Origin of the sequence: Mesorhizobium quangtriensis (assembly GCF_040081925.1) — a bacterium.
GTDB lineage: Bacteria > Pseudomonadota > Alphaproteobacteria > Rhizobiales > Rhizobiaceae > Mesorhizobium_K > Mesorhizobium_K quangtriensis.
Map to the genome: position 1 here is coordinate 1,331,800 of NZ_JBEBMF010000002.1, position 18,673 is coordinate 1,350,472.

Consider the following 18,673-nt stretch of genomic DNA (forward strand, 5'->3'; position numbering starts at 1 on the left):
TTCGCCTGAGGAGGACCGGGGACCATGCTGACATACGCGGTCAAGCGCATCGGTCTCGGTCTCCTCATCCTCGTCTTCGTCATGGTCACCATGTATGCGGCGGTGTTTCTGGTACCCGGGGACCCTGCAACGGTGGCGCTCGGTCCCCGCGCAACGCCCGAACTGAAACGCCTGCTGACCGAGCGGATGGGTCTCGACCAACCCGTGTGGTGGCAGATCATCGAGTTCTTCCGCAACGCGCTGACCGGCAATCTTGGCTACGACGTCTGGTCAAACCGCCCGGTCGCGACGTTGGTGCTGGAGGCCCTGCCCAACACGTTGATCCTCGGAACGACGGCCTTGATGACCGCCCTCATCATCGGCGTGCCTCTAGGTTGCCTAGCCGTCGTGAAGCGCGGCACAATCTCAGACCATCTGATAGGCGTGCTTTCGGTCGCGGTGATCGCCGTCCCCTCTTTCGTGGTCGCGATCTATTCGCTGCTGCTGTTTTCCGTGACACTGCGCTGGCTCCCGGCAATCGGCGCGGGGGAAGCTGGCGACATAGGCAGCCAGGTGCGCGCGCTGATCCTGCCGGCGCTGGCGATTGCGCTGGGCTGGATCGGCTACATCTCGCGCATGGTTCGCGCTTCCATGATGGAGGTCATGAACGAGCCACATATCCGCACCGCACGATCGTTCGGACTGCCGGAGTGGAAGATCGTTTCCAAATACGCGTTGCGGATCGCCATCATCCCGACCATCTCGCTGGTCGCGGTCGGGCTCGGCGGCATCCTGTCCAGCGCCGTTTTCGTGGAGGCCGTTTTCTCGCGGCCGGGTATAGGCAAGCTGATCACCGACGCGGTCAACACCCGCAACTATCCGGTCGTCATGGGTACGGTCCTGATGATGACGGCAATCTATGTGTCGATAACGATCGCCGCCGATCTCCTGATCGCACGGCTCGATCCGAGGGTTCGCGATGTCTTCCGTGGCTGAACTCGGCGCCTCGAACCCGGACCGACTACGTTTCCCGCGCTTGCGGGCGATGATGAGCGATCCCGTGATCGCGATCGCCGTTCTGCTGGTCGCGGGATTCTTCATCACGGCAGCCTTTGCGCCATGGATCGCCCCTTACTCGCCGACCAAGATTGATGTGCTGAACAAGCTTCAGCCTCCTTCCGCCGCACACTGGTTCGGTACGGATCACCTCGGTCGTGACCTTCTGTCGCGCGTGATCTTTGGCGCGCGCACGGCCTTGATGATTGCCATCGTCTCCGTCGCGATCGCCGGCTTGATCGGCCTGCTCCTCGGCCTGATCGCGGGATACGGACCGCGGTGGCTGGACGGCATCCTGGTCCTGACATTCGACAGCCTGAATTCACTGCCGATGATCATGTTTGCGCTGGCCATCATCACGGTTATGGGCGCAGGCACCGGAACGCTGATCCTGGTGATCGCCATGACATCGTTTCCCAGCTATGCGCGGCTGATCCGGGCGCAGACGCTTGCGCTGAAGAACAGTGACTACATCGTTGCCGAGCGGCTGCTCGATGCCAGCCCGCCGAGGATCCTGTTCATCCATCTGCTGCCCAATGTGATCGGCCCGCTGATCATCCTGCTTTCCATGGATATTCCGGTGGTGATCATGGTCGAGGCGGGCCTGAGCTTCCTCGGCCTTGGGGTCAGGCCGCCGACCCCCTCCTGGGGATCGATCCTCTATGACGGCTACACCTCCATCCGCTCCGCGCCCTACATGGTCATCTTTGGCGGACTGCCGCTGGTGCTCGCGACGCTCGGCTTCACCTTCCTCGGCGAAGGGCTTCGCGATTATCTCGACCCACGCATGAAAGTGGGGCGGCCGGCATGACGGCGTCGCTCTCGGTTGAAAATCTCAGCGTCCGCTACCGGACGCCGCAAGGTCCGGTCCACGCATTGCGCCATGTCGACATAGAAGCGAGGCCGGGCGAGGTCATCGGCATCGTCGGCGAGAGCGGCTGCGGCAAGTCCACGCTGGTGACCGCGCTGGCGAACCTGCTTCCCGCCAATGCGTCGGTCGACGGTTCGATCCGCTACGGCGCGCTCGACCTAACGGGGCTGGACGAACGCCATCGGCGGGCTCTGCGCGGCGACGAGATAGCGCTCGTGGGCCAGGACCCCATGACTGCCTTCAATCCAGTACTGACGATCGGCGACCAGCTCGTCGACTTCCAGCATCACCGCAAGCACATCGGCCGCGCCGAGAAGAAGAAGCGGATTGCCGAGATGCTGGCGAGGGTCGGCATCTCCGACGCCGAGCGGCGCATGGCGAGCTACCCACACGAGCTGTCCGGAGGCATGCGCCAGCGCGTGGCGATCGCGGCCGCCCTGTTGACCGATCCGGGGCTTCTCATTGCCGACGAGCCGACGACCGCGCTCGACGTCACCATGGAGGCGCAGATCATCCACCTTCTGCGGGAGTTGAGGCGAGAATACAACGGGGTAATCATCGTAGTCTCGCATCACCTCGGCGTCATCGCAGAACTCTGCGACCGGGTCTATGTGATGTATGCCGGAGAGGTGGTGGAAAGCGGCGATGTTGATGTTATCTTCCACGATGCGCGCCATCCCTACACGCGCGCGCTTCTGTCGTGCGACCCGGCGCGGTTCCACGAACGGCTGGACAGTCTGCCGACCATTCCTGGGTCGCTGCCCAACCTGACCCAGTTGCCGACCGGTTGTGTTTATGCTGCCCGCTGCGCGATCTGCTTCGAGCCATGTCTGGCTCATCCACCACCGACCGTACACCTGTCGGCCGGCCATACCGTGCGTTGCCATGGAGCAGGCGCATGAGCCCCATCATTGCAACCGAAGACCTGTCGGTCACCTTTGCGCGGCGCAGGCTGTCCGATCGCCTGCTCGGCCTGTCGCCACCACCCGAATTCAACATTCTCGACAAGGTCAGCGTCGCCCTAATGCCCGGCGAGACGCTCGGCCTCGTTGGCGAGTCCGGCTCCGGCAAGACGACGCTGGCACGCACCATGCTCGGGCTGAACCGGGCGAGCGAAGGCGAAATCCGCTTCGAGGGCCGGACGGTAAAGACGGAATCCGACTTCCGGGTCGTGCGGCGCAAGTCCGCCATGATGTTTCAGGATCCGGTTGCCTCGCTCAGCCCACGCCAGAGGGTGGGGTCGCTGCTCACGGAACCGTTTGTGATCCGGGGCATGACGATGTCCGACCGCAAGGCGACGGCAAAGGCGCTGCTCGCTCAAGTCGGATTGCCCACATCCTTTGTCGATCGCTATCCGCACGAACTCTCGGGAGGTCAGGCCCGGCGCATCGGCGTCGCCCGCGCGCTGGCGCTAAAACCCAGCCTCCTCATCGCCGACGAACCGACGGCCGGCCTCGACGTCTCGGTACAGGGCGACATCCTTAACCTGGTCGGCGAGCTCAAGCGGGAACTGGGCTTCGCCTCGATGATCGTCACCCACAATCTGGCAATGGTCAGGCATGTCAGCGATCGTCTCGCGATCATGTATCTCGGGCGTCTGGTCGAGACAGGTCCGACACAGGACGTGTTCGACGCGCCGCTGCATCCCTACACGGCTTCGCTGATCAAGTCTGAACCGGTTCCAGATCCGCGCAGGCGGCGCGAAAGCCTCGCCATCAAGGGTGAAATCCCGAGCGTCTTCCGCCGACCGCTGGGCTGCGAATTTCACACGCGATGCCCATTCGCCCGCGAACTTTGCCGCACCGTCACGCCTGCCTATCGCACGCTGGTGGGTAACCGGACGGTGCGATGTCATTTCCCGCTGGAGAACCGCGGGCAAGAACCGGAGGTGCTGACCGGCGCCTTCGCAAACTCAAGGGGAAAGAAACATGATCAGGTGGAATACAGATCGACGTAAATTCCTCAAAGCGGCTGGCGCGCTCGGCGCGGCTGCTGCGCTGAAGCCCGGCTTCGCATGGTCGGCAGACGGCGACACGCTGCGCATCCGCATGGAAGGCGATCTTCAGGTGCTCGACCCGGCCTTCATGATTGGCGCGATCGAGGATGTCATCATGCGCGGCATCTATGTGTCGCTCAATCGCCTTGGAGACCTTCGGGAAGGTTCGCCTTGGTCGCCCTGGGGCGCCGAGACGATCGAACAGAAGGAGCCGAGGACCATCGCCTTTAAACTGATAGATGGGTTGAAGTGGACGAACGGCTTCGGTCCGGTCACCGCCGAGGACGTGAAATTCTCCTACGAACGGGTCGCGAACCCCGACAATGCATCGCCATGGGCCTATCAGTTCGAACAGCTCGACCATGTCGAGGTGATCGACGAACGCAACGGCCTCATTCACCTCAAGAACCCGTTCCAGCCAATCTACGTCGTGGCGCTGCCCTATTACGGCGGTCATATCATTTCAAAGGCAGCAACGGAGAAGGCCGGCGGCAAATACACCACCGAGGTTCCCGCGACCTGCGGCCCCTATCTCTTCACCAGCTGGGAGCAGAAACAGAAGGTCACGCTGACCGCGAACCCAGACTGGCCGGGTCCGAAGCCCGACTTCGCCAAGGTGGAAATATACGTCGTGGCGGACGACCAGGCAGCGCAGCTTGCGTACGAAGCGGACGCGTTCGACTACACTAAGATCGCGGTTTCCGAGGCTGCCGCCGTTAAGGCTTCCCCGCCGCCGGACACCACGCTCGTCGAGGCACAATCGACCCGGTATCAATGGCTGAGCATCAACATGTTGAGCCCGAGGCTGCAGGATATCCGGGTACGGCAGGCTGTGCAGCACGGCATCGATGTGAGCCAGATCCTGACCGGCGTTTATAACGACCTCGTACCGCGCTCCACTGGCGTGGTGCAGCCGGGAACGCCGTTCGCGCGCCCCGCCAACCTGATCCCGGGCGGTGACTACGAAAAGGCTGCAGCACTCATTGCCGAAGCCGGAGCAAGCGACGTGACGCTGACCCTGACCGTCATGAACGATTCCCAGCGCACCGCGATCGCGCAGATCATGCAGGCAAGCCTCGAGCAGGCCGGCATCAAGGTCGAAATCCAGCCTTTGGACGAGGCGGCCTATTGGGGCGTCGGCGACAAGACACAGGGCGACGGCTACAAGAATATCGATCTGGTGCTGATGGATTTCGCCGGCGGCGTCGATCCCTCCGAAAACCTGGTCTGGTTCCGGCCCGACCAGATCGGCGTCTACAACTGGTCGGGCTTCGACAGCCCGGAATACGAAGCCAGCTATCAGCAGATTGTCACGGAGACCGACGAGGCCAAGCGGGTCGAGCTTTCCAGGCGGATGGAGACGCTGATGGAGGAATCGGGCGGCTTCATTTTCATATGTCACCAGCCACTCACGCTGATCCACAGGAACGCGTTCGAACCGCTCATCTACCCGGACGGACATCCCAATCCGGTGCTGTTCAAGAAGAAGGCGTGAGGCGTGGACACGAAGCATGTCATGCTGTAGCCGAAGCCGGTGACTGACACGCTTTCCAATATCGAGAAGAAGCGCGGCGGCAAGAAAGCCCCGCGCTTCAGCCGCGAGCCGCCCCAGCAGCGGCGCGCCATGATGATTGAGGCGGCGACGCGCTGCCTTTCTCGCGGGGGGATCGGCGGTTTCACCGTCGATGCCATCTGCCGGGAAGCCGGTATATCGCGCGGCCTCATCAACCACTATTTCGACAGCCTCGACGGCCTGCTGGTCGAGGTCTATCGCGCGTCGATGTACAAGGACGTCAACGCGCACATCGAGGCGGCCAAGCGAAGGCGCGCCGAAAATATCGGCTGGCCGCCAGAGGTGGCGCTGGCCGAACTGATCAAGTCCAACTTTGCACCGCGCTATTTCAGTGGCGAGAACCTGTTGCTCTGGCTTTCGCTGTGGGCCGAGATCGCCACAAATCCACATCTCAAGGCCGCGCACCGAGAGCTCTACAACGCCTATCGCGGAGAACTCGCGGAAGATATCGCGGCGGTAGCAGGGGCTCGTGGCAGGAGCGTCGACGCGCCGACGCTGGCGCGCAACTTCATCGCGCTCGTCGACGGCCTCTGGCTGGAATGGTGCCTGGACGAAACCGTGTTGACGCCCGAAGCCGCCGAGGCGGCGGGCTTTGAGATTATCGAGGCACAGGTCGGCCCGCTACGCTGACGACTACGGTTCCGCGCGCAGCAGGCCGACGTCGTCCTCGATATCGATCCTGTGCGTGCATCCGAATTCTTCCGACACGTCGCGGATACGGCGCAGGATGCGTGCGGCCTGTTCCGGTCCGGCCAGGCGCGGGATGCCGCTTCGCGTCAGCGCATCGCCATAGCCGAGATCGACCGGATGCAGCACAGCTTCGACGAAGGAGCCATCAAACCTGATGATCGGCAGGATGGTCTCGAAGATTTCCTGGTGTGCAAAATATCCGGCGTTGACCGCTGCGTTGAGGTCAGCGGCTGTGGCGCGATCGGGCGAAGCGAAGGCCGCCTTCAACAGGTCTGCGTTCTGCTTCCAGGTTTCGGACGGCAGGAATTCCTGGATGTCGCCCCAGATGAAATTGCCGAGGCCATAGAAGATCGGCCGCCCCTGATAGAGATCAACCGGGCCGAGGTGATGCAGGCCGCTGACCGAGACAGTTCCTGCGCCGGCCTCGATAGCAGCGTGGGCGATTTTCTTGAGTACCGCAGAGGGCGGCTCCGGATAGCCATCGCGCGCGAACTCATGTGCATGCACCATCAGGATGACGAAATCGGCGTTCTGCTTGGCGTGGCGTACCTCCTTCACGAACGCAGCCATGTCGCCGGCATCCGGCTCGTGGCGAAAGCCACGCGAAGGTCCGGCTTCAAATGATCGTCCAAAGAGCTTCAAGACATCGGTGTTTCCGGCATCTGACTTGGCCGCAAGTTGCCGAAGAAGGACCAACTCATCCGGCGTGACGACGTCGATCTGGCGCAATCGTATCGCGCTCAGCCCCGGCCTTCCCGGAGTCGCGTTGTGTGGATCGAGCGCCTCGGTCGTCGGGCGAAAAGTCGTCGCCACGGAGAGCATGGCGATCCGGCCTTGCGGGATTTCCACATAGGTCGCCCGCCGCGCCAGCCCGAGATTTTCGCCCACACCGGCATGAGCAATTCCCGCAGCGTCGAGCAGCCGCGATGTCTCGCGCATTCCTTCCAGCCCCCAGTCGAGCGCGTGGTTGTTGGCTCTCGCCAACATGTCGAAGCCGAGCGCGGCGAGGTCCCGCGCGGTGGCGGGCGAGGCGAGAAGCGGCACGTCATCGTCCCAGCAATAAGGATGGCCTTTGAACGAGGCGATGTCGAAGATGCTGGTTTCGAGATTGCCGCAGGCGACGTCCGCACTGCCAAGCAGGTCCATGACTTCGGCGAAACCCGCAACACCTTCCGGGAACGGCGTGATCGGATGCGACGGGATACAGTCGCCGGTCAACGCGAGGCTGAACGGTCCGGATAGTCCGAAGCCGAACTCACCGGCGGGAGGCCTGCGCGGATCGACGAAGTCGTCGCGGATGCCCGGATCGGAATCTGCGATGCCCGGCATGGCCAACACTCCCCATCAGAGATAGCGTCGCAGGATGGCTTCAAGATAGGCATTGATCTCGTCGTGTGCATGGCCATACCACGAGCCGTGCCCCATGCCCTTCAGGAGATGGAACCCGGCATTCGGGATCATGCCGGCGAGTTCCTCGCCATCCTGCGGCGGCGCCTGCACATCCTCGTCGAACGCTACCACATGCACGGGACACCGAACGGACGGAAGCCTGTCGCGCTGGTCGTAACGCAGCGAGGCGTCCCATTGGGGGACGAGCGACGCTTCGTTTTCGCCGCTTTCCATCCATTCGAGTAGGAGTTCTCGGAGCTTGGGCCATAGCTCGCGATCGCCCAGCGCACGGGCCGGATAAAGCATGCTCGCATAATGCGTCACGCCCATCATTCCATCGAGGACGCCGCCGCGCTTGCGGAATTCGATCTCCGCTTCCTGATAGTCCCAGCCCCAGCCCGTGCTCCATGCACCCGTTCCCATGACGATGGCGCAGCGGACAAGGTCAGGTCGGCTGATGGCGAGCTCCTGCACGATTGCCGAGCCGAGTGACGAACCGATCAAGGCAACGGGACCTCCGCATACGCCCTCTATCAGTTCCGCGAGATCCGATGCGAAATCCGCCATCGTCCACGGCTGCGGCGTGTTGCAGGTCGTACTCCCGATTCCGCGATTGTCGAAGACGGTGCTTCTAAAGTTCCGGTCGAAATGCGGCGTCTGGAACTTTTGCCAGTCCTGTCCGGTCGAGCCGCCGCCTGCGACCCACACGACATCGGGTCCACTGCCAGTCTGCTCATAGTGAAGCGCAGCGGATAATCCCTCGAATACAGCCATTCAACGTTTCCCGATTTTACCTGACAATGATGAAGCGCTCAGTTCAGCGGCGAGCCGCCTTCGCGCTTGCGGCGCTCCACATAGTCCTTCAGCGCATCGTCGATCCCCGGATCGATCGGCGGCTGCTCGTAGTCGGACAGCATCCGCTTCCAGATCGTGTTGGCGCGTTCACGCGCTGTGATCTGCCCGCGTTCCATCCAGGTGTCGTAATTGTCCCAGTTGGACACGATGGGAGAATAGAACGCGCGCTCGTAGCGCTGCATGGTGTGCGCCGTCCCGAAGAAGTGCCCGGCGGGCCCGACTTCGCGAACGGCATCGAGCGCCAGCGTGTCGGTGTCGACCACCGGCGGTTCGAAGTAGGCCGTCATCATCTGAAGCATCTCGCAATCGATGACCAGCTTTTCGAAGGAGGCGGTCAGCCCGCCGCCGAGCCAGCCGGCAGCATGCATCACGAGATGGGCGCCGCCCATCATGCAGCCCCAAAGGGACATGGCGCTCTCATAGGCAGCCTGGGCATCGACGGCATTAGCAGCGGTGACGTTCGACGAGCGGAACGGCACACCGATAAGCCGGCTAAGCTGGCCGGTGATCTGGGCTGCCTGAGTGTATTCCGGCGTGCCGAAGGCCGGAGCACCGGTGCGCATGTCGACGTTGGAGGTGAAGCCGCCATACATGACAGGGACAGCCGGGCGCACGATCTGCGTGAGCACGATGCCGGCCATCGCCTCGGCATGCTGCTGCGCCAGGGCGCCCGCCAGCGTCACCGGGCTCATGGCGCCGGCAAGCGTGAACGGCGTGATGACATTGACCTGACCATGCTGCGCCATCGCGATCAGGCCCTCGGCCATCGGCTCGTCAAGCTGCAGCGGCGAGTTGGTGTTGATGATGCCGGTGAAGACAGGCATTTCGCGGGCAAGGTTTTCGCGCGTGGTGCCGAGTGAGATCGCCACCATCTCCAGCGCGTCGATCGCGCGGCCGGTGCCGAGTGTCTGCGGTTGCCAGTTTTTGTCGAGCAGCGTGATCTCCGCATAGTAGAGATCGAGATGCCGCGTATTCTGGTGCAGGTCGAGCGGCTCGAACGGCCCGCCACCCTCCTGATGCAGTACGTTGAAGGACTGAATCAGCCTGAGATAGTCGCACATCTCGGCATAGGTGCCGGGACGCCGCCCGCGATCGTTATCCATGACGTAGGCCGGTCCACCGACCGAAGACAGGATGCAATTCGGGCCGCCCACCTTGACGTTCTTCTGCGGATTTCGCGCGCGCAACTCGAACGAGGCCGGCGCAGTCGCGATGCGCTCCATGACCATCGCCCGGTCGAAACGCACGCGCATCTCGCTTTCGTCGACATCGGCGCCTGCGGATTTGTAGAGCTGCCGCGCCTTCGGCTGCAGAACGCGCATGCCGATTTCCTCGAGGATCGTCAGCGCGGTCTCGTGGATCGCATGCACTCGATCGGCGGAAAGCGGTTCAATGGGCGAATAGGAACGGACCAGCTGCTTCCATGGCCGCTGCTGGATGCCACCGACTTCGCGCGGAGCGCGGCCGGGCCTGCGACGTGCCGTGCTGCGATCCATGCCGCCTCCTACTCCGCCGCCGCGCGCAGATCAAAATCCTCGAGATCGACGATTGGCATATCGCGGCGATACGGCCGCGACGGCAGGACCAGGCCAAGTTCCCGCGCAAGCTTGTGGCCGCTGTGCACAGCGTGTGCGATCGCGCCGGGGGCCAACGCATCGCCGATCCGATCGACGCTCAGGATACCGGATGCCGCAAGTTCATCCGCACGCGCTGACAGGCTGTCATAGAGTTCGTTTCTCGGCTTGCGCAGGCCGACGATCACGACAGAACGGCATGCGACACGCATTTCCTCGCCGGTGAAAACATGGGCCAAGGTCGCCGTCTCACCGTCGAACGACTTCAGCAGATGCAGCGTCGTGACCGGAACCCGCCTTTCAGCCAGGGCGCGATGCACGAGCGGCAGTTCGTTGGTCATGATCGTCCAGGCGGATGCCTGGCCGGCCGGCGTCACGTAGCTGACGGAATTCCCCGAGCGCGCGAGATACTCGCTCAGCACGCCGCCCATGTAATAATTGTCAAAGTCAAAGACGATCGTCGGACCATCCGGCAGCCGGCCCGATGCAATATCGTCCGGCGTAAAGACCTGTGGATCATCGAGCGTGCCGACAGGAATTTCCATCGACTTATAGAGCATGTTGGTCCAGCGCGCGCCGGTTGCCACCACCACGCGCTGAGGGGCCAGTTCGATAATCTCGTCTACGCCGAGGGCACTTCCCAGATAGAGCGACACGTTCGACATTTCGTCCAGCCGGCCAAGGCGATAGTCGACGACCCGATTCCATGCCGCCAGCCCAGGCAGCGTCTTCTCGAAGGTCAGCCGGCCACCGAATGAAGAGCTACTGTCGGCCAGCGTCACCTCATGGCCACCGCGGCCGAGCGTCAGCGCGCATTCTAGTCCGGCTGGCCCGCCACCCACGATCAACACCCGTTCGGGATGCGATGTGCGCTGCACCCGTTCGGGATGCCAGCCGCGACGCCATTCCTCCCCTGCGGTCGGGTTCTGTGTGCAGCGAACAGGCACGCCGTCGTGCCAACTGGAGATGCAGATGTTACATCCGATGCATTCACGGATTTCCGCCTCACGTCCCTCGCGAATCTTTGCCGGCAAAAAGGGGTCTGCGATCGAAGGCCGGGCGCCGCCAATGAAATCGAGAACGCCACGCCTGATCTGCGAGACCATCGTGTCCGGCGAAGTGAAGCGACCGACGCCGACGACAGGTTTCTTCGTCAGGGTCTTGACGAAATCGATGATCGGTTCATGGCTGCCCTCACCGGTGAAGCGGGACGCTGAACAATCGGTCGGGCTGGAATCCATCTTGACGTCGAAGAGATCGGGCAGGTCTGCCAGAAGCTCGACCAACTCGTGCGCCTCGGACGGTTGGTTGCGTCCCGGCCGGCCGCGTAGTTCCTCAAGGCTGACGCGCAACGCAACACCGCAATCCTTGCCGACGGCATCCTTTGTTACGTCGATCAGTTCGCGCACGAAGCGAACGCGGTTCTCAATCGAGCCGCCATATTCGTCGGTGCGCTGATTGTATTCCGGCAGCAAAAACTCGTAGCCGAGATAGCCCATGCCGGCATAGACATAGACGACGTCAAAACCTGCCGTGCGCGCCTTGCGTGCGCCTTCGGCTTGCCATTCAAGCGCGGCGCGGATGTCGGCCTTGTCCATCGTTTTCGGACGCAAATTGCCCATGAAGCCGACATGGGTCGCCATCCACGGAATGCCCGACGGCGACAGCGGCGGCAAACGGCTTGTCCTGTTCATCACAGACGCACCGCCGTGCCACAATTCCACGCCGGCAAGTGAACCGTGTCGATGGACTGCTTCAGTCATCAGCGCGTGGGCGCGAATGTCGTTGCCGTCCCACATCGTCGCGAAGGGCAGCGGCGTATCGTCGGAACTGGGATCTACAGAACAGGCGCCGGTGCAGATGACCCCCCAACCACCCTCGGCTTTGGCTTCCCGGAAGGCAGCGCGGACTCGCGGCAGCGCGTTCGTCATGCCGCTCGCGTGCGGCACCTGATAGAAGCGGTTCGGAGCGGTGACAGGACCTATCCTAATCGGCTCGAACAACACCTCATATCTTGGATCGCAGCCCATGCCAGCGGTCGAACTCTGCTTGTTGAACAGTCGCATAATAAGCACATATCAATATGCTCCGCAATGCATTTCGGCCCGACGTTTCGGCGGGGATGCGACACGGTTTGGTGTTTGTGGTGAAATGTGAAATGGCGGAGATGTTCTTCCCCTCGGCCCATGCCAGAGAAAACTGCGGCAGCTGCAGCCCGAGATGCTGCTGTAGAACATGCTCTGCGGTTTCAAGCGCGCCATCGGCAGAAAACCCGCTCGCGATCTCGATCGACCTCGCTCCTGCCCCCGCGCTGACTTCAGTGACAATTTGCAAAGCCACGGGCCTGTCGTAGCATCCAACGCTGAATCACCCGAAATCGGGCATCCCCGGCATTTTTGCCGGGACCGATCCTTCGTAGCTGAAGAGTTCGAGCATCGGCTCGGTCGCGGGATTGAGCACGACTTCGCCGTCCAGACTGATCCAGCAATGCGCGCGTGGCCGATCCGTTGCCATCGTCGATGGTATGACCCCGAAATGCAGAATAGGTCGGTATCCTGCCATGGCGAGAAAGCGGTATCCGAGCAGCCCCTCGCGCAGACACCGGCGGCCGCGCATTCGCCAGGGACGGCGCGTTACGGCCTTCACCGCGCCGAGGATTTCCTGATGGGACATTCCGGAATAGTCCGCCGTCTGGCTGTCGTCCGGCGTGGCGAGTTCAAGGAGCTTTCCCAAGGAGCCGCGCTTGGCGACCAGCGGGAGTAGCCGCGCCGAGGCCCAGAGGTTCCATCGAAACGGCAGGCGGTCCAAAGCCGATTGCATTAACGAACTGCTTGGCTCAGATCACTAAGGCAACGGCTTGCAGCCGGTTCTGCCTTGTTCGTGCGAAGCAGACGGTTCTGCAAGAAAATCATCTGGCGACCCGCCTTTGATGGAACTTGACGCTAGACTGCCGGCTATATCTCACCGCCAGGCTTGGGGGCAAGAAGCCCAAGCTCGCAGTCTCGATTCCGGAGGAGGTCGAAATGACCGGCATCTCGCGGACCTACAGCTAAAAGCTCTTCTCCGAGAAGAAGCTCACCCCTCGCAAGAACGGGCGCAGCACGTTGATCCTCGTCGAGGATCTTGAAGTGCTACGTGAAGTCGCTTCCGGTTGCGGCGTAGGCGGTGACAGATGATCCAGAAACACGAAACCGCCGGCTCTGTAGAGACGCACGCCTTCCTTCAGAAGGTATAAGCACTCCTCCGCGGACGAGGGGAATGGGCTATGGGCTGGCCCTCCGATCAGCGACGTCGTCGATCACACCTGCAGCGAGGACACCTGCGGTCGCGCCAACGGCAAGACCTGGCAGCAACAAGCCGAACAGCAAGCCAAGGCAGACGCCGGCGAGGATTCCAGCGAGAATCGAAATGGTCGTTGGGGTCATGAAGGGGCTCGGGTAGACATAGCCGCGGGGAATAATCGCGAACCTAGTCTGGTGGTTCCACGATGACCCGTGCCATCGAGTTCGCCGTAGCCGCTGGGGCCGTCGTGTTCGTCATCGCCGCAGTTGCGGGATGGCTACCATGATTTCAACGCCGATCCTTGGCGTTGTCGGGCTCGACAGACGAGCTCTCCGGCAGGCGGCAAGTTCCATCAGTCCCATCACTGGGGGAGCGCAGCCATCACCTATCCATGCACTTGGTTCTTCTCAGTCGAAAGTCGAGCGAGAACTTGCCGCCGCCGAAGCTTGCCAGCGCGAGGGCCATAGCGGCCCAGGGCAAATGGAAATTCGCCCATCCTTCGGGCACTGTAATCTGGATCACCGCCGTCATGGCGAGGATGCCGATTGCTGCGAAACGAGTGAATAGCCCAAGTAGCAGAAGGATTGGCAGCAGGATTTCGGCAATCCCTGCGCCATAGGCCGCTGCCAGCGGGAACGGGTAGGGATATTGCTGGCCGAGGATATGAAGCCGGAATTCCGAGGTGAACAGGAATTCAGCTCCGCCCGAAAGCTGCAAAAAGCCGTCCCACTTGGTCAGGCCCGATTTGTAGAACGGCACCGCCAGCGCGACGCGTAGCGTCATCAGCGGCAGCCAATGCGGAATCGACGCGATAAGGCACTCGGCGCGCCCCAGCAACGACGGTTGAGCTTCCTGTGCCGTGGGAACAATGTCCGCTTTCACGTTGCCTCCTCCTCTTGGGCAATGCCAGCGAACGCGCCGAGGGAGACAAGCCCGACAAGCGCGGCGCCGAAATCAAAATCCGGTTGATAGGCCCGCCCGGCGGCGCGGCCCAGCGTCTCCCCGGAGAACAGAGCCTCTGCGAAGGTCGCATCGTGTTCAGGCAGGATGCGTACGCAGACTTCCTGTCTCGGGCGCACGACCAAAACCGTCTCGGCGTTGGTCGAACGCATTGGGGCAACGACATTGCCCTGATGCGCCTCCCAGATCGAACCGGCCGGAAAGCGCGAACGAATGATTGTTGCCGCGGGATGTATCGCAAGCTTTGCGTCGCTGAGCAGTTCAGGTGCAAGCGCCGCCAACTCATCGATACCAAGCGGGCTGTCATCGCTGGCGTGGTAGGCAACCGTCCAGGCCGCCTCGATGCGCGCGACGTCAGCAAGGTAGGGCAGTCCATCCGCCGGCCCGAAGCCTGCGATGAAATCGGCAAAGCCATCACCGTAACGAAACATCAGCGGCGAACTAGGCTTGTTCAGACCCGCATAGACCCTCGCCATGCCTGCGAAAAATTCCTCGTCCACCAATCGCCGGACAATGGGAAAGCGCTTAGCTAGACCCCCCGTCAGGCTGACGAAGACGTTGTTGCGATAGACCGCGAACCTGGCGGGATCGCCTGCGCCGCGCGCAGTTGTCACGCCGTCGGGTAGCGCGGCGCGCGGGTCGAGAAGGGCTCTGGCGAAGGCCGCCTGCGTTGCCTCGAACATCAGGCGGCCCGATGCCTCAGGTTGCGCCGTGCGGTTTCGGCGGTAAGCGCAGCATCGACCCGCTGCCCTTCCGCAAACAGATTTGCAAAATCAGGCACGTCATTGTCCCACTCGACCAGTGTGGCAACCGGTCCTGAACGTGAAAGCGTATGTTCGTAGAGGAGAAATACGTCGCTCTTCACCGCGCTCCCATGCGCGTCGATCAGCAGCCGGTCGCCGACGCCGTCGACAGTTTCGTCGTAGCCGCCAAGATGGATTTCACCGACAAGGTCGACCGGGAAACGATCGATGTAGGCGAGTGGATCGAGCTTGTGGTTCACCGCCGAGACCATGACGTTGTTGACGTCGAGCAGCAGGCCGCACCCGGTGCGTGTGGCGACTGCTGCGAGAAAGTCGATCTCGTCGATCGTGCTTTCCTGGAACAGGATGTAGGTCGACGGATTTTCGAGCAGCATGCGGCAACCGAGCACCTCTTGCGCTTCGTCGACATGCGCGGCGACGCGCTCCAGCGTTTCGTCCGTATAGGGCAGCGGGAGCAAGTCGTTCAGGAAACCCTCGTCGTGCGTCGACCAGGCGAGATGCTCGGAAAAGCTGTGCGGACGATAGCGCTCGATCAGCTTTTTCAGGCGCGCCAGATGTGCCTTGTCCAAGGGGCCGGCGGCGCCGATCGAAAGCCCTACGCCATGCAATGAAAGCGGATAGCGCTCCGTGATGGCTTCCAGATATCGATGCGGCGCGCCGCCGTCGCCCATGTAGTTTTCCGCATGCACCTCGAAAAAGCCGACGTCGGGACGGCTGTCGAGAATGTCGGCGTAGTGTTCGGGTTTCAGGCCCAACCCCGCTCGTGGTGGCAGGCGATCGGTTTGGCTCGTCATCTTAGGGGTCATGGCAGACCTGTTGGTTTGTCGATGGAAGGGGAGGCCGGTGGCGCTGGCCTCCCCGACTGGAAGCTTACATTGCCTTGGGTTCGAGCGAGCCCATGTGGCCGTTCACATCCATCGTGGTGCAGGTACCGGCAGGCACGGCTTTCCACGCATTGCCCTGATAGTCCATGGTCGACGTGCCGGCGCAGGTTGTGCCGGCGCCGGCGGCGCAGTCGTTTTCCCCGGCGAGCGCGATGCCGTAGCATTTCTCCTTGCCGCTCATCTGTTCCGCGGTCATTGGCGCCGCGAACGCGGCTGTCGACAGGGCGGCCGAAAGGGATCCGGCTAGCGCCAGAGCGATGGTGTTGCGGTTCATGTAACAGTCCTCCTGGAGGGTTTCTGGTGTCCGTCTTTCGGGCGGACACCATCGACTTCGCTTTGGGAAAGCGCGTCGTTACGGCCTCACCGTTTCGTGATTGACTTTCACTCGCGAAGGCTCAGGTGTAACAAGGCCGCCCTGCGCGGCGAACAGGAGAATGTCTCGTGGATGGCGGCGAGGAAGCCGAACTGGCGCGGCTGCTCAGGACCGCACTCCAGGGTGACGAAAAGGCCTATGCCGAGTTTCTTCGCCGGGCTGCGTCACTTGTCCGCGGCTTTGCGCGCAAGCGCTTGGCGCAGGGCAGTATCGATCCCGAGGATGTCGTGCAGGAAACGCTTCTGGCAATCCATCTGAAACGCCACACCTGGCAGAGCGACCTGCCGGTCGGCCCGTGGCTTTACGCCATCGCGCGCTTCAAGATGATCGATGCGTTTCGGAAAGTAGGCAGGCGCATGGAGGTTGTCCTCGACGACGCCTTCGATCCACCCGCGCCGGAGCCGGAGGAGGCTGCAAGCGAACGCGACATCGGCCGCGTGCTCGACAGTCTGGCGCCCGGCCAGCGCGCCGTGGTTTCCTCGATCTCGGTCGATGGCCGCTCCATCGGCGAGACGGCCGAGGCGCTCGGCATGACGGAAGGAGCGGTGCGCGTCGCCCTGCATCGCGGCCTTGCCGTCATTGCGAAGAAGTTTGGGCGGGGCTGATGGACACGGAACAACTCATCAGGACACTTTCAGCCGACGCAGCTCGCCCCGCTCTGCCGATGGCGCGCGCCTGGTCGCTCGCCGCGGGCGCAGCTTTTGTTGTCGCCGCCGCCGTGTTCTTCATCGCGATCGGCCCGCGTCCCGACATCGCTGCGGCAGCCGAGACGCCGCGCTTTCTCTTCAAGTTTGTGGTCACGCTGACGCTTCTCGGCACCGCCTTTCTCGCGCTGAAGTCGCTCGCCCGGCCGGGCGCGTCGGTGCCGTCCGTCCTGCCCATGTTGCTCCTGGCGCCTGCGTTGCTGCTCGTCGCTGCCGGCTTGGAAATGATGGTCGTTCCCGTCGATGAACTTCGTCAGCGCTGGATCGGCAGTAACGCGATGCTCTGCATGACGTTCATCCCGCTCATCGGCATCGGGCCGCTCGCCGCGTTTCTGGTCGCTCTGCGCCACGGGGCTGCTACCCGTCCTGAGCTCGCCGGAGCGGTCGCCGGCCTCGTCTCGGGCGGCCTGGCGGCGACATTCTATGCGGCGCATTGCTTTGACGATTCGCCGCTGTTCGTCGCGACGTGGTATCCGCTGGCGATTGCAATCCTTGTAATTGCCGGCGCGTTGGCTGGGCGCACTTTCGCCAGGTGGTGAGATGTCTTCGGCGGGCCGCGACGCTTGTGGCCTGGAGGTTCTTTCCGGCTATGAGAGATTCGCTTCGGGTTCCGCGTCGATGACCTCGAAGCGCATTTCCTGACCGGATGACGACATGACGATCCTCACCGTTCCGGCAGCCGGCGAGTGCAGCACGCCGTTCTCGACGATGTTGCGAAGTGCCGTCGTCGCGAGTGCCCGGTCGCAGGCGACGATCCCTTCATGGGCGCCCTGCACGTCTATCACGACGGCACGGCGCGCAACAAGGCTCTCCACGGACTGCAAGCTATCGCGGATGATCGCCGCGCGATCGGCGGATAAATTGGTCCCCCGCTCCTCATTCGCGTCGGCCGCCGCCAGATCGAGCAGTTGCCGGACCAGCCGCAACGAGCGGTCGACCCCACCCGCGACCTGTTCGAGCGCGTGGCGACGGATCCCGGGATCATCCGACGCCAGCGCGATCTGCGCCTGTGTCTTCAAGCCGGTGAGCGGGGTCTTCAACTCGTGGGCGGCGAAGGCCGTGAAACTCTTCTCCCGCTCCCGAGTACCGACGACGCGGCCGAACAGGCCATTGATAGCATCGAGAGCGGCCGCAATTCACCGGGCGCATCGGGCAGATCGACCGGACGCAGATCGTCGGCTTGTCGCTGGCGGAGAAGTCCTGCCATGCGATCGAGCGGGCGAATGGCGCGCTGAACCGACAGCCAGATCAGGAGACCGGCGATGGGGAGGACGAGCGTCATCGGCAGCAGCGTGCCGGTCATGACGTCGCTTACGAGCGATCGGAGAACCTGAAGGTTGTCGCCGACCATCACCTGAACGCCGCGGTCGGCATTGAGAACTGTGTAGACGCGCCACGTCTCGCCGTCGATCGTGGTCTGCGAGAAGCCGTCATCGCTCGATGCCAGGCGTTCGCGCGGTGCTGCCTCGGAGCGGCCGACGAGCGTGCCGGCATACTCGCCTTCATTGTCGTGATGACGATCGCAGCACACAAGGCCGGTGACGGTGTCGCCCGATGGTCGATGCCGGGTCTGGTCGCCGGCATCGTCGCGGCGCGGATCGCCCATGTCGTCTTGAACCGGAGTACGTTCTCTGAAGATCCGTGGCGTGCGGTCGCGGTCTGGTAGGGCGGCTTCTTCTGGCCTGCCGGTGTTCTCGCTGCACGTCTGAACTGAGTTGTGGCC

General features: G+C 62.7%; 21 protein-coding genes. 8 read left to right on the forward strand and 13 right to left on the reverse strand.

Going from position 1 to position 18,673, the window contains the following annotated elements; all coding sequences use genetic code 11:
- Window positions 1-24: 24 nt before the first annotated feature.
- From ABMA32_RS15070 to ABMA32_RS15095, 6 genes are read left to right on the forward strand one after another with little or no spacing between them, the layout of a single operon-like run.
- Complete coding sequence (locus ABMA32_RS15070; protein ID WP_349014559.1) at window positions 25-975, forward strand: ABC transporter permease; 951 nt, start codon at window positions 25-27, stop codon at window positions 973-975.
- Entirely contained in the window at window positions 959-1,846 is an 888-nt protein-coding gene (locus ABMA32_RS15075; protein ID WP_349014560.1) for an ABC transporter permease, read from the forward strand. The genes ABMA32_RS15070 and ABMA32_RS15075 overlap by 17 nt, the downstream gene beginning before the upstream one ends.
- Window positions 1,843-2,808 (forward strand): ABC transporter ATP-binding protein, encoded by a 966-nt coding sequence (locus ABMA32_RS15080; RefSeq protein WP_349014561.1) that lies wholly within the window; start codon window positions 1,843-1,845, stop codon window positions 2,806-2,808. Before ABMA32_RS15075 ends, ABMA32_RS15080 begins: the two co-directional genes overlap by 4 nt.
- A complete protein-coding gene (locus ABMA32_RS15085; protein ID WP_349014562.1) occupies window positions 2,805-3,863 on the forward strand; it encodes an oligopeptide/dipeptide ABC transporter ATP-binding protein in 1,059 nt (352 codons plus the stop codon). Before ABMA32_RS15080 ends, ABMA32_RS15085 begins: the two co-directional genes overlap by 4 nt.
- Window positions 3,835-5,397 carry an ABC transporter substrate-binding protein gene (locus ABMA32_RS15090; protein WP_349014563.1) on the forward strand — a complete coding sequence of 521 codons (1,563 nt, stop codon included), beginning with the start codon at window positions 3,835-3,837 and terminating at the stop codon, window positions 5,395-5,397. The genes ABMA32_RS15085 and ABMA32_RS15090 overlap by 29 nt, the downstream gene beginning before the upstream one ends.
- Window positions 5,398-5,436: 39 nt before the next feature.
- Window positions 5,437-6,105, forward strand: a complete 669-nt coding sequence (locus ABMA32_RS15095; protein WP_349014564.1) for a TetR/AcrR family transcriptional regulator — start codon at window positions 5,437-5,439, stop codon at window positions 6,103-6,105.
- Between the two features lie 3 nt (window positions 6,106-6,108).
- Here the strand turns inward: ABMA32_RS15095 and ABMA32_RS15100 are convergent, their stop codons facing one another.
- From ABMA32_RS15100 to ABMA32_RS15150, 11 genes are all read right to left on the reverse strand, one after another.
- Window positions 6,109-7,494, reverse strand: coding sequence for a CapA family protein (locus ABMA32_RS15100; RefSeq protein ID WP_349014565.1), 1,386 nt, complete (start codon window positions 7,492-7,494; stop codon window positions 6,109-6,111).
- A 15-nt stretch (window positions 7,495-7,509) separates the two neighbouring features.
- Complete coding sequence (locus ABMA32_RS15105) at window positions 7,510-8,328, reverse strand: alpha/beta fold hydrolase (protein WP_349014566.1); 819 nt, start codon at window positions 8,326-8,328, stop codon at window positions 7,510-7,512.
- Between the two features lie 38 nt (window positions 8,329-8,366).
- Window positions 8,367-9,905, reverse strand: coding sequence for a trimethylamine methyltransferase family protein (locus ABMA32_RS15110; protein WP_349014567.1), 1,539 nt, complete (start codon window positions 9,903-9,905; stop codon window positions 8,367-8,369).
- Window positions 9,906-9,913: 8 nt separating this feature from the next.
- Entirely contained in the window at window positions 9,914-11,989 is a 2,076-nt protein-coding gene (locus tag ABMA32_RS15115; RefSeq protein WP_349014756.1) for an oxidoreductase, read from the reverse strand.
- A gap of 1 nt (window position 11,990) precedes the next feature.
- On the reverse strand, window positions 11,991-12,323 hold the full coding sequence (locus ABMA32_RS15120) for a hypothetical protein (RefSeq protein ID WP_349014764.1): 333 nt from the start codon (window positions 12,321-12,323) through the stop codon (window positions 11,991-11,993).
- A gap of 27 nt (window positions 12,324-12,350) precedes the next feature.
- On the reverse strand, window positions 12,351-12,803 hold the full coding sequence (locus ABMA32_RS15125) for a lasso peptide biosynthesis B2 protein (RefSeq protein ID WP_349014568.1): 453 nt from the start codon (window positions 12,801-12,803) through the stop codon (window positions 12,351-12,353).
- A gap of 443 nt (window positions 12,804-13,246) precedes the next feature.
- Entirely contained in the window at window positions 13,247-13,408 is a 162-nt protein-coding gene (locus tag ABMA32_RS15130; protein WP_349014569.1) for a hypothetical protein, read from the reverse strand.
- A 238-nt stretch (window positions 13,409-13,646) separates the two neighbouring features.
- Entirely contained in the window at window positions 13,647-14,147 is a 501-nt protein-coding gene (locus tag ABMA32_RS15135) for a DoxX family protein (RefSeq protein WP_349014570.1), read from the reverse strand.
- Window positions 14,144-14,908: an HvfC/BufC N-terminal domain-containing protein gene (locus ABMA32_RS15140; RefSeq protein ID WP_349014571.1), complete on the reverse strand. Its 765-nt coding sequence runs from the start codon at window positions 14,906-14,908 to the stop codon at window positions 14,144-14,146. The genes ABMA32_RS15135 and ABMA32_RS15140 overlap by 4 nt, the downstream gene beginning before the upstream one ends.
- A complete protein-coding gene (gene bufB / locus ABMA32_RS15145) occupies window positions 14,908-15,783 on the reverse strand; it encodes an MNIO family bufferin maturase (protein WP_349014572.1) in 876 nt (291 codons plus the stop codon). The genes ABMA32_RS15140 and bufB overlap by 1 nt, the downstream gene beginning before the upstream one ends.
- Window positions 15,784-15,859: 76 nt before the next feature.
- Complete coding sequence (locus tag ABMA32_RS15150) at window positions 15,860-16,147, reverse strand: BufA1 family periplasmic bufferin-type metallophore (protein WP_349014573.1); 288 nt, start codon at window positions 16,145-16,147, stop codon at window positions 15,860-15,862.
- A 167-nt stretch (window positions 16,148-16,314) separates the two neighbouring features.
- Here ABMA32_RS15150 and ABMA32_RS15155 point away from each other — a divergent pair, with 167 nt between their 5' ends.
- Together ABMA32_RS15155 and ABMA32_RS15160 are read left to right on the forward strand one after the other, a co-directional pair.
- On the forward strand, window positions 16,315-16,851 hold the full coding sequence (locus tag ABMA32_RS15155; protein ID WP_349014574.1) for a sigma-70 family RNA polymerase sigma factor: 537 nt from the start codon (window positions 16,315-16,317) through the stop codon (window positions 16,849-16,851).
- Window positions 16,851-17,489, forward strand: a complete 639-nt coding sequence (locus ABMA32_RS15160) for an NrsF family protein (protein WP_349014575.1) — start codon at window positions 16,851-16,853, stop codon at window positions 17,487-17,489. Before ABMA32_RS15155 ends, ABMA32_RS15160 begins: the two co-directional genes overlap by 1 nt.
- Window positions 17,490-17,537: 48 nt before the next feature.
- On the opposite strand, the gene ABMA32_RS15165 is transcribed toward ABMA32_RS15160, so the two are convergent.
- Window positions 17,538-17,990 carry a histidine kinase dimerization/phospho-acceptor domain-containing protein gene (locus tag ABMA32_RS15165; RefSeq protein ID WP_349014576.1) on the reverse strand — a complete coding sequence of 151 codons (453 nt, stop codon included), beginning with the start codon at window positions 17,988-17,990 and terminating at the stop codon, window positions 17,538-17,540.
- Window positions 17,987-18,556, reverse strand: a complete 570-nt coding sequence (locus tag ABMA32_RS15170; protein ID WP_349014577.1) for a sensor histidine kinase family protein — start codon at window positions 18,554-18,556, stop codon at window positions 17,987-17,989. Before ABMA32_RS15170 ends, ABMA32_RS15165 begins: the two co-directional genes overlap by 4 nt.
- Between the last annotated feature and the right edge of the window lie 117 nt (window positions 18,557-18,673).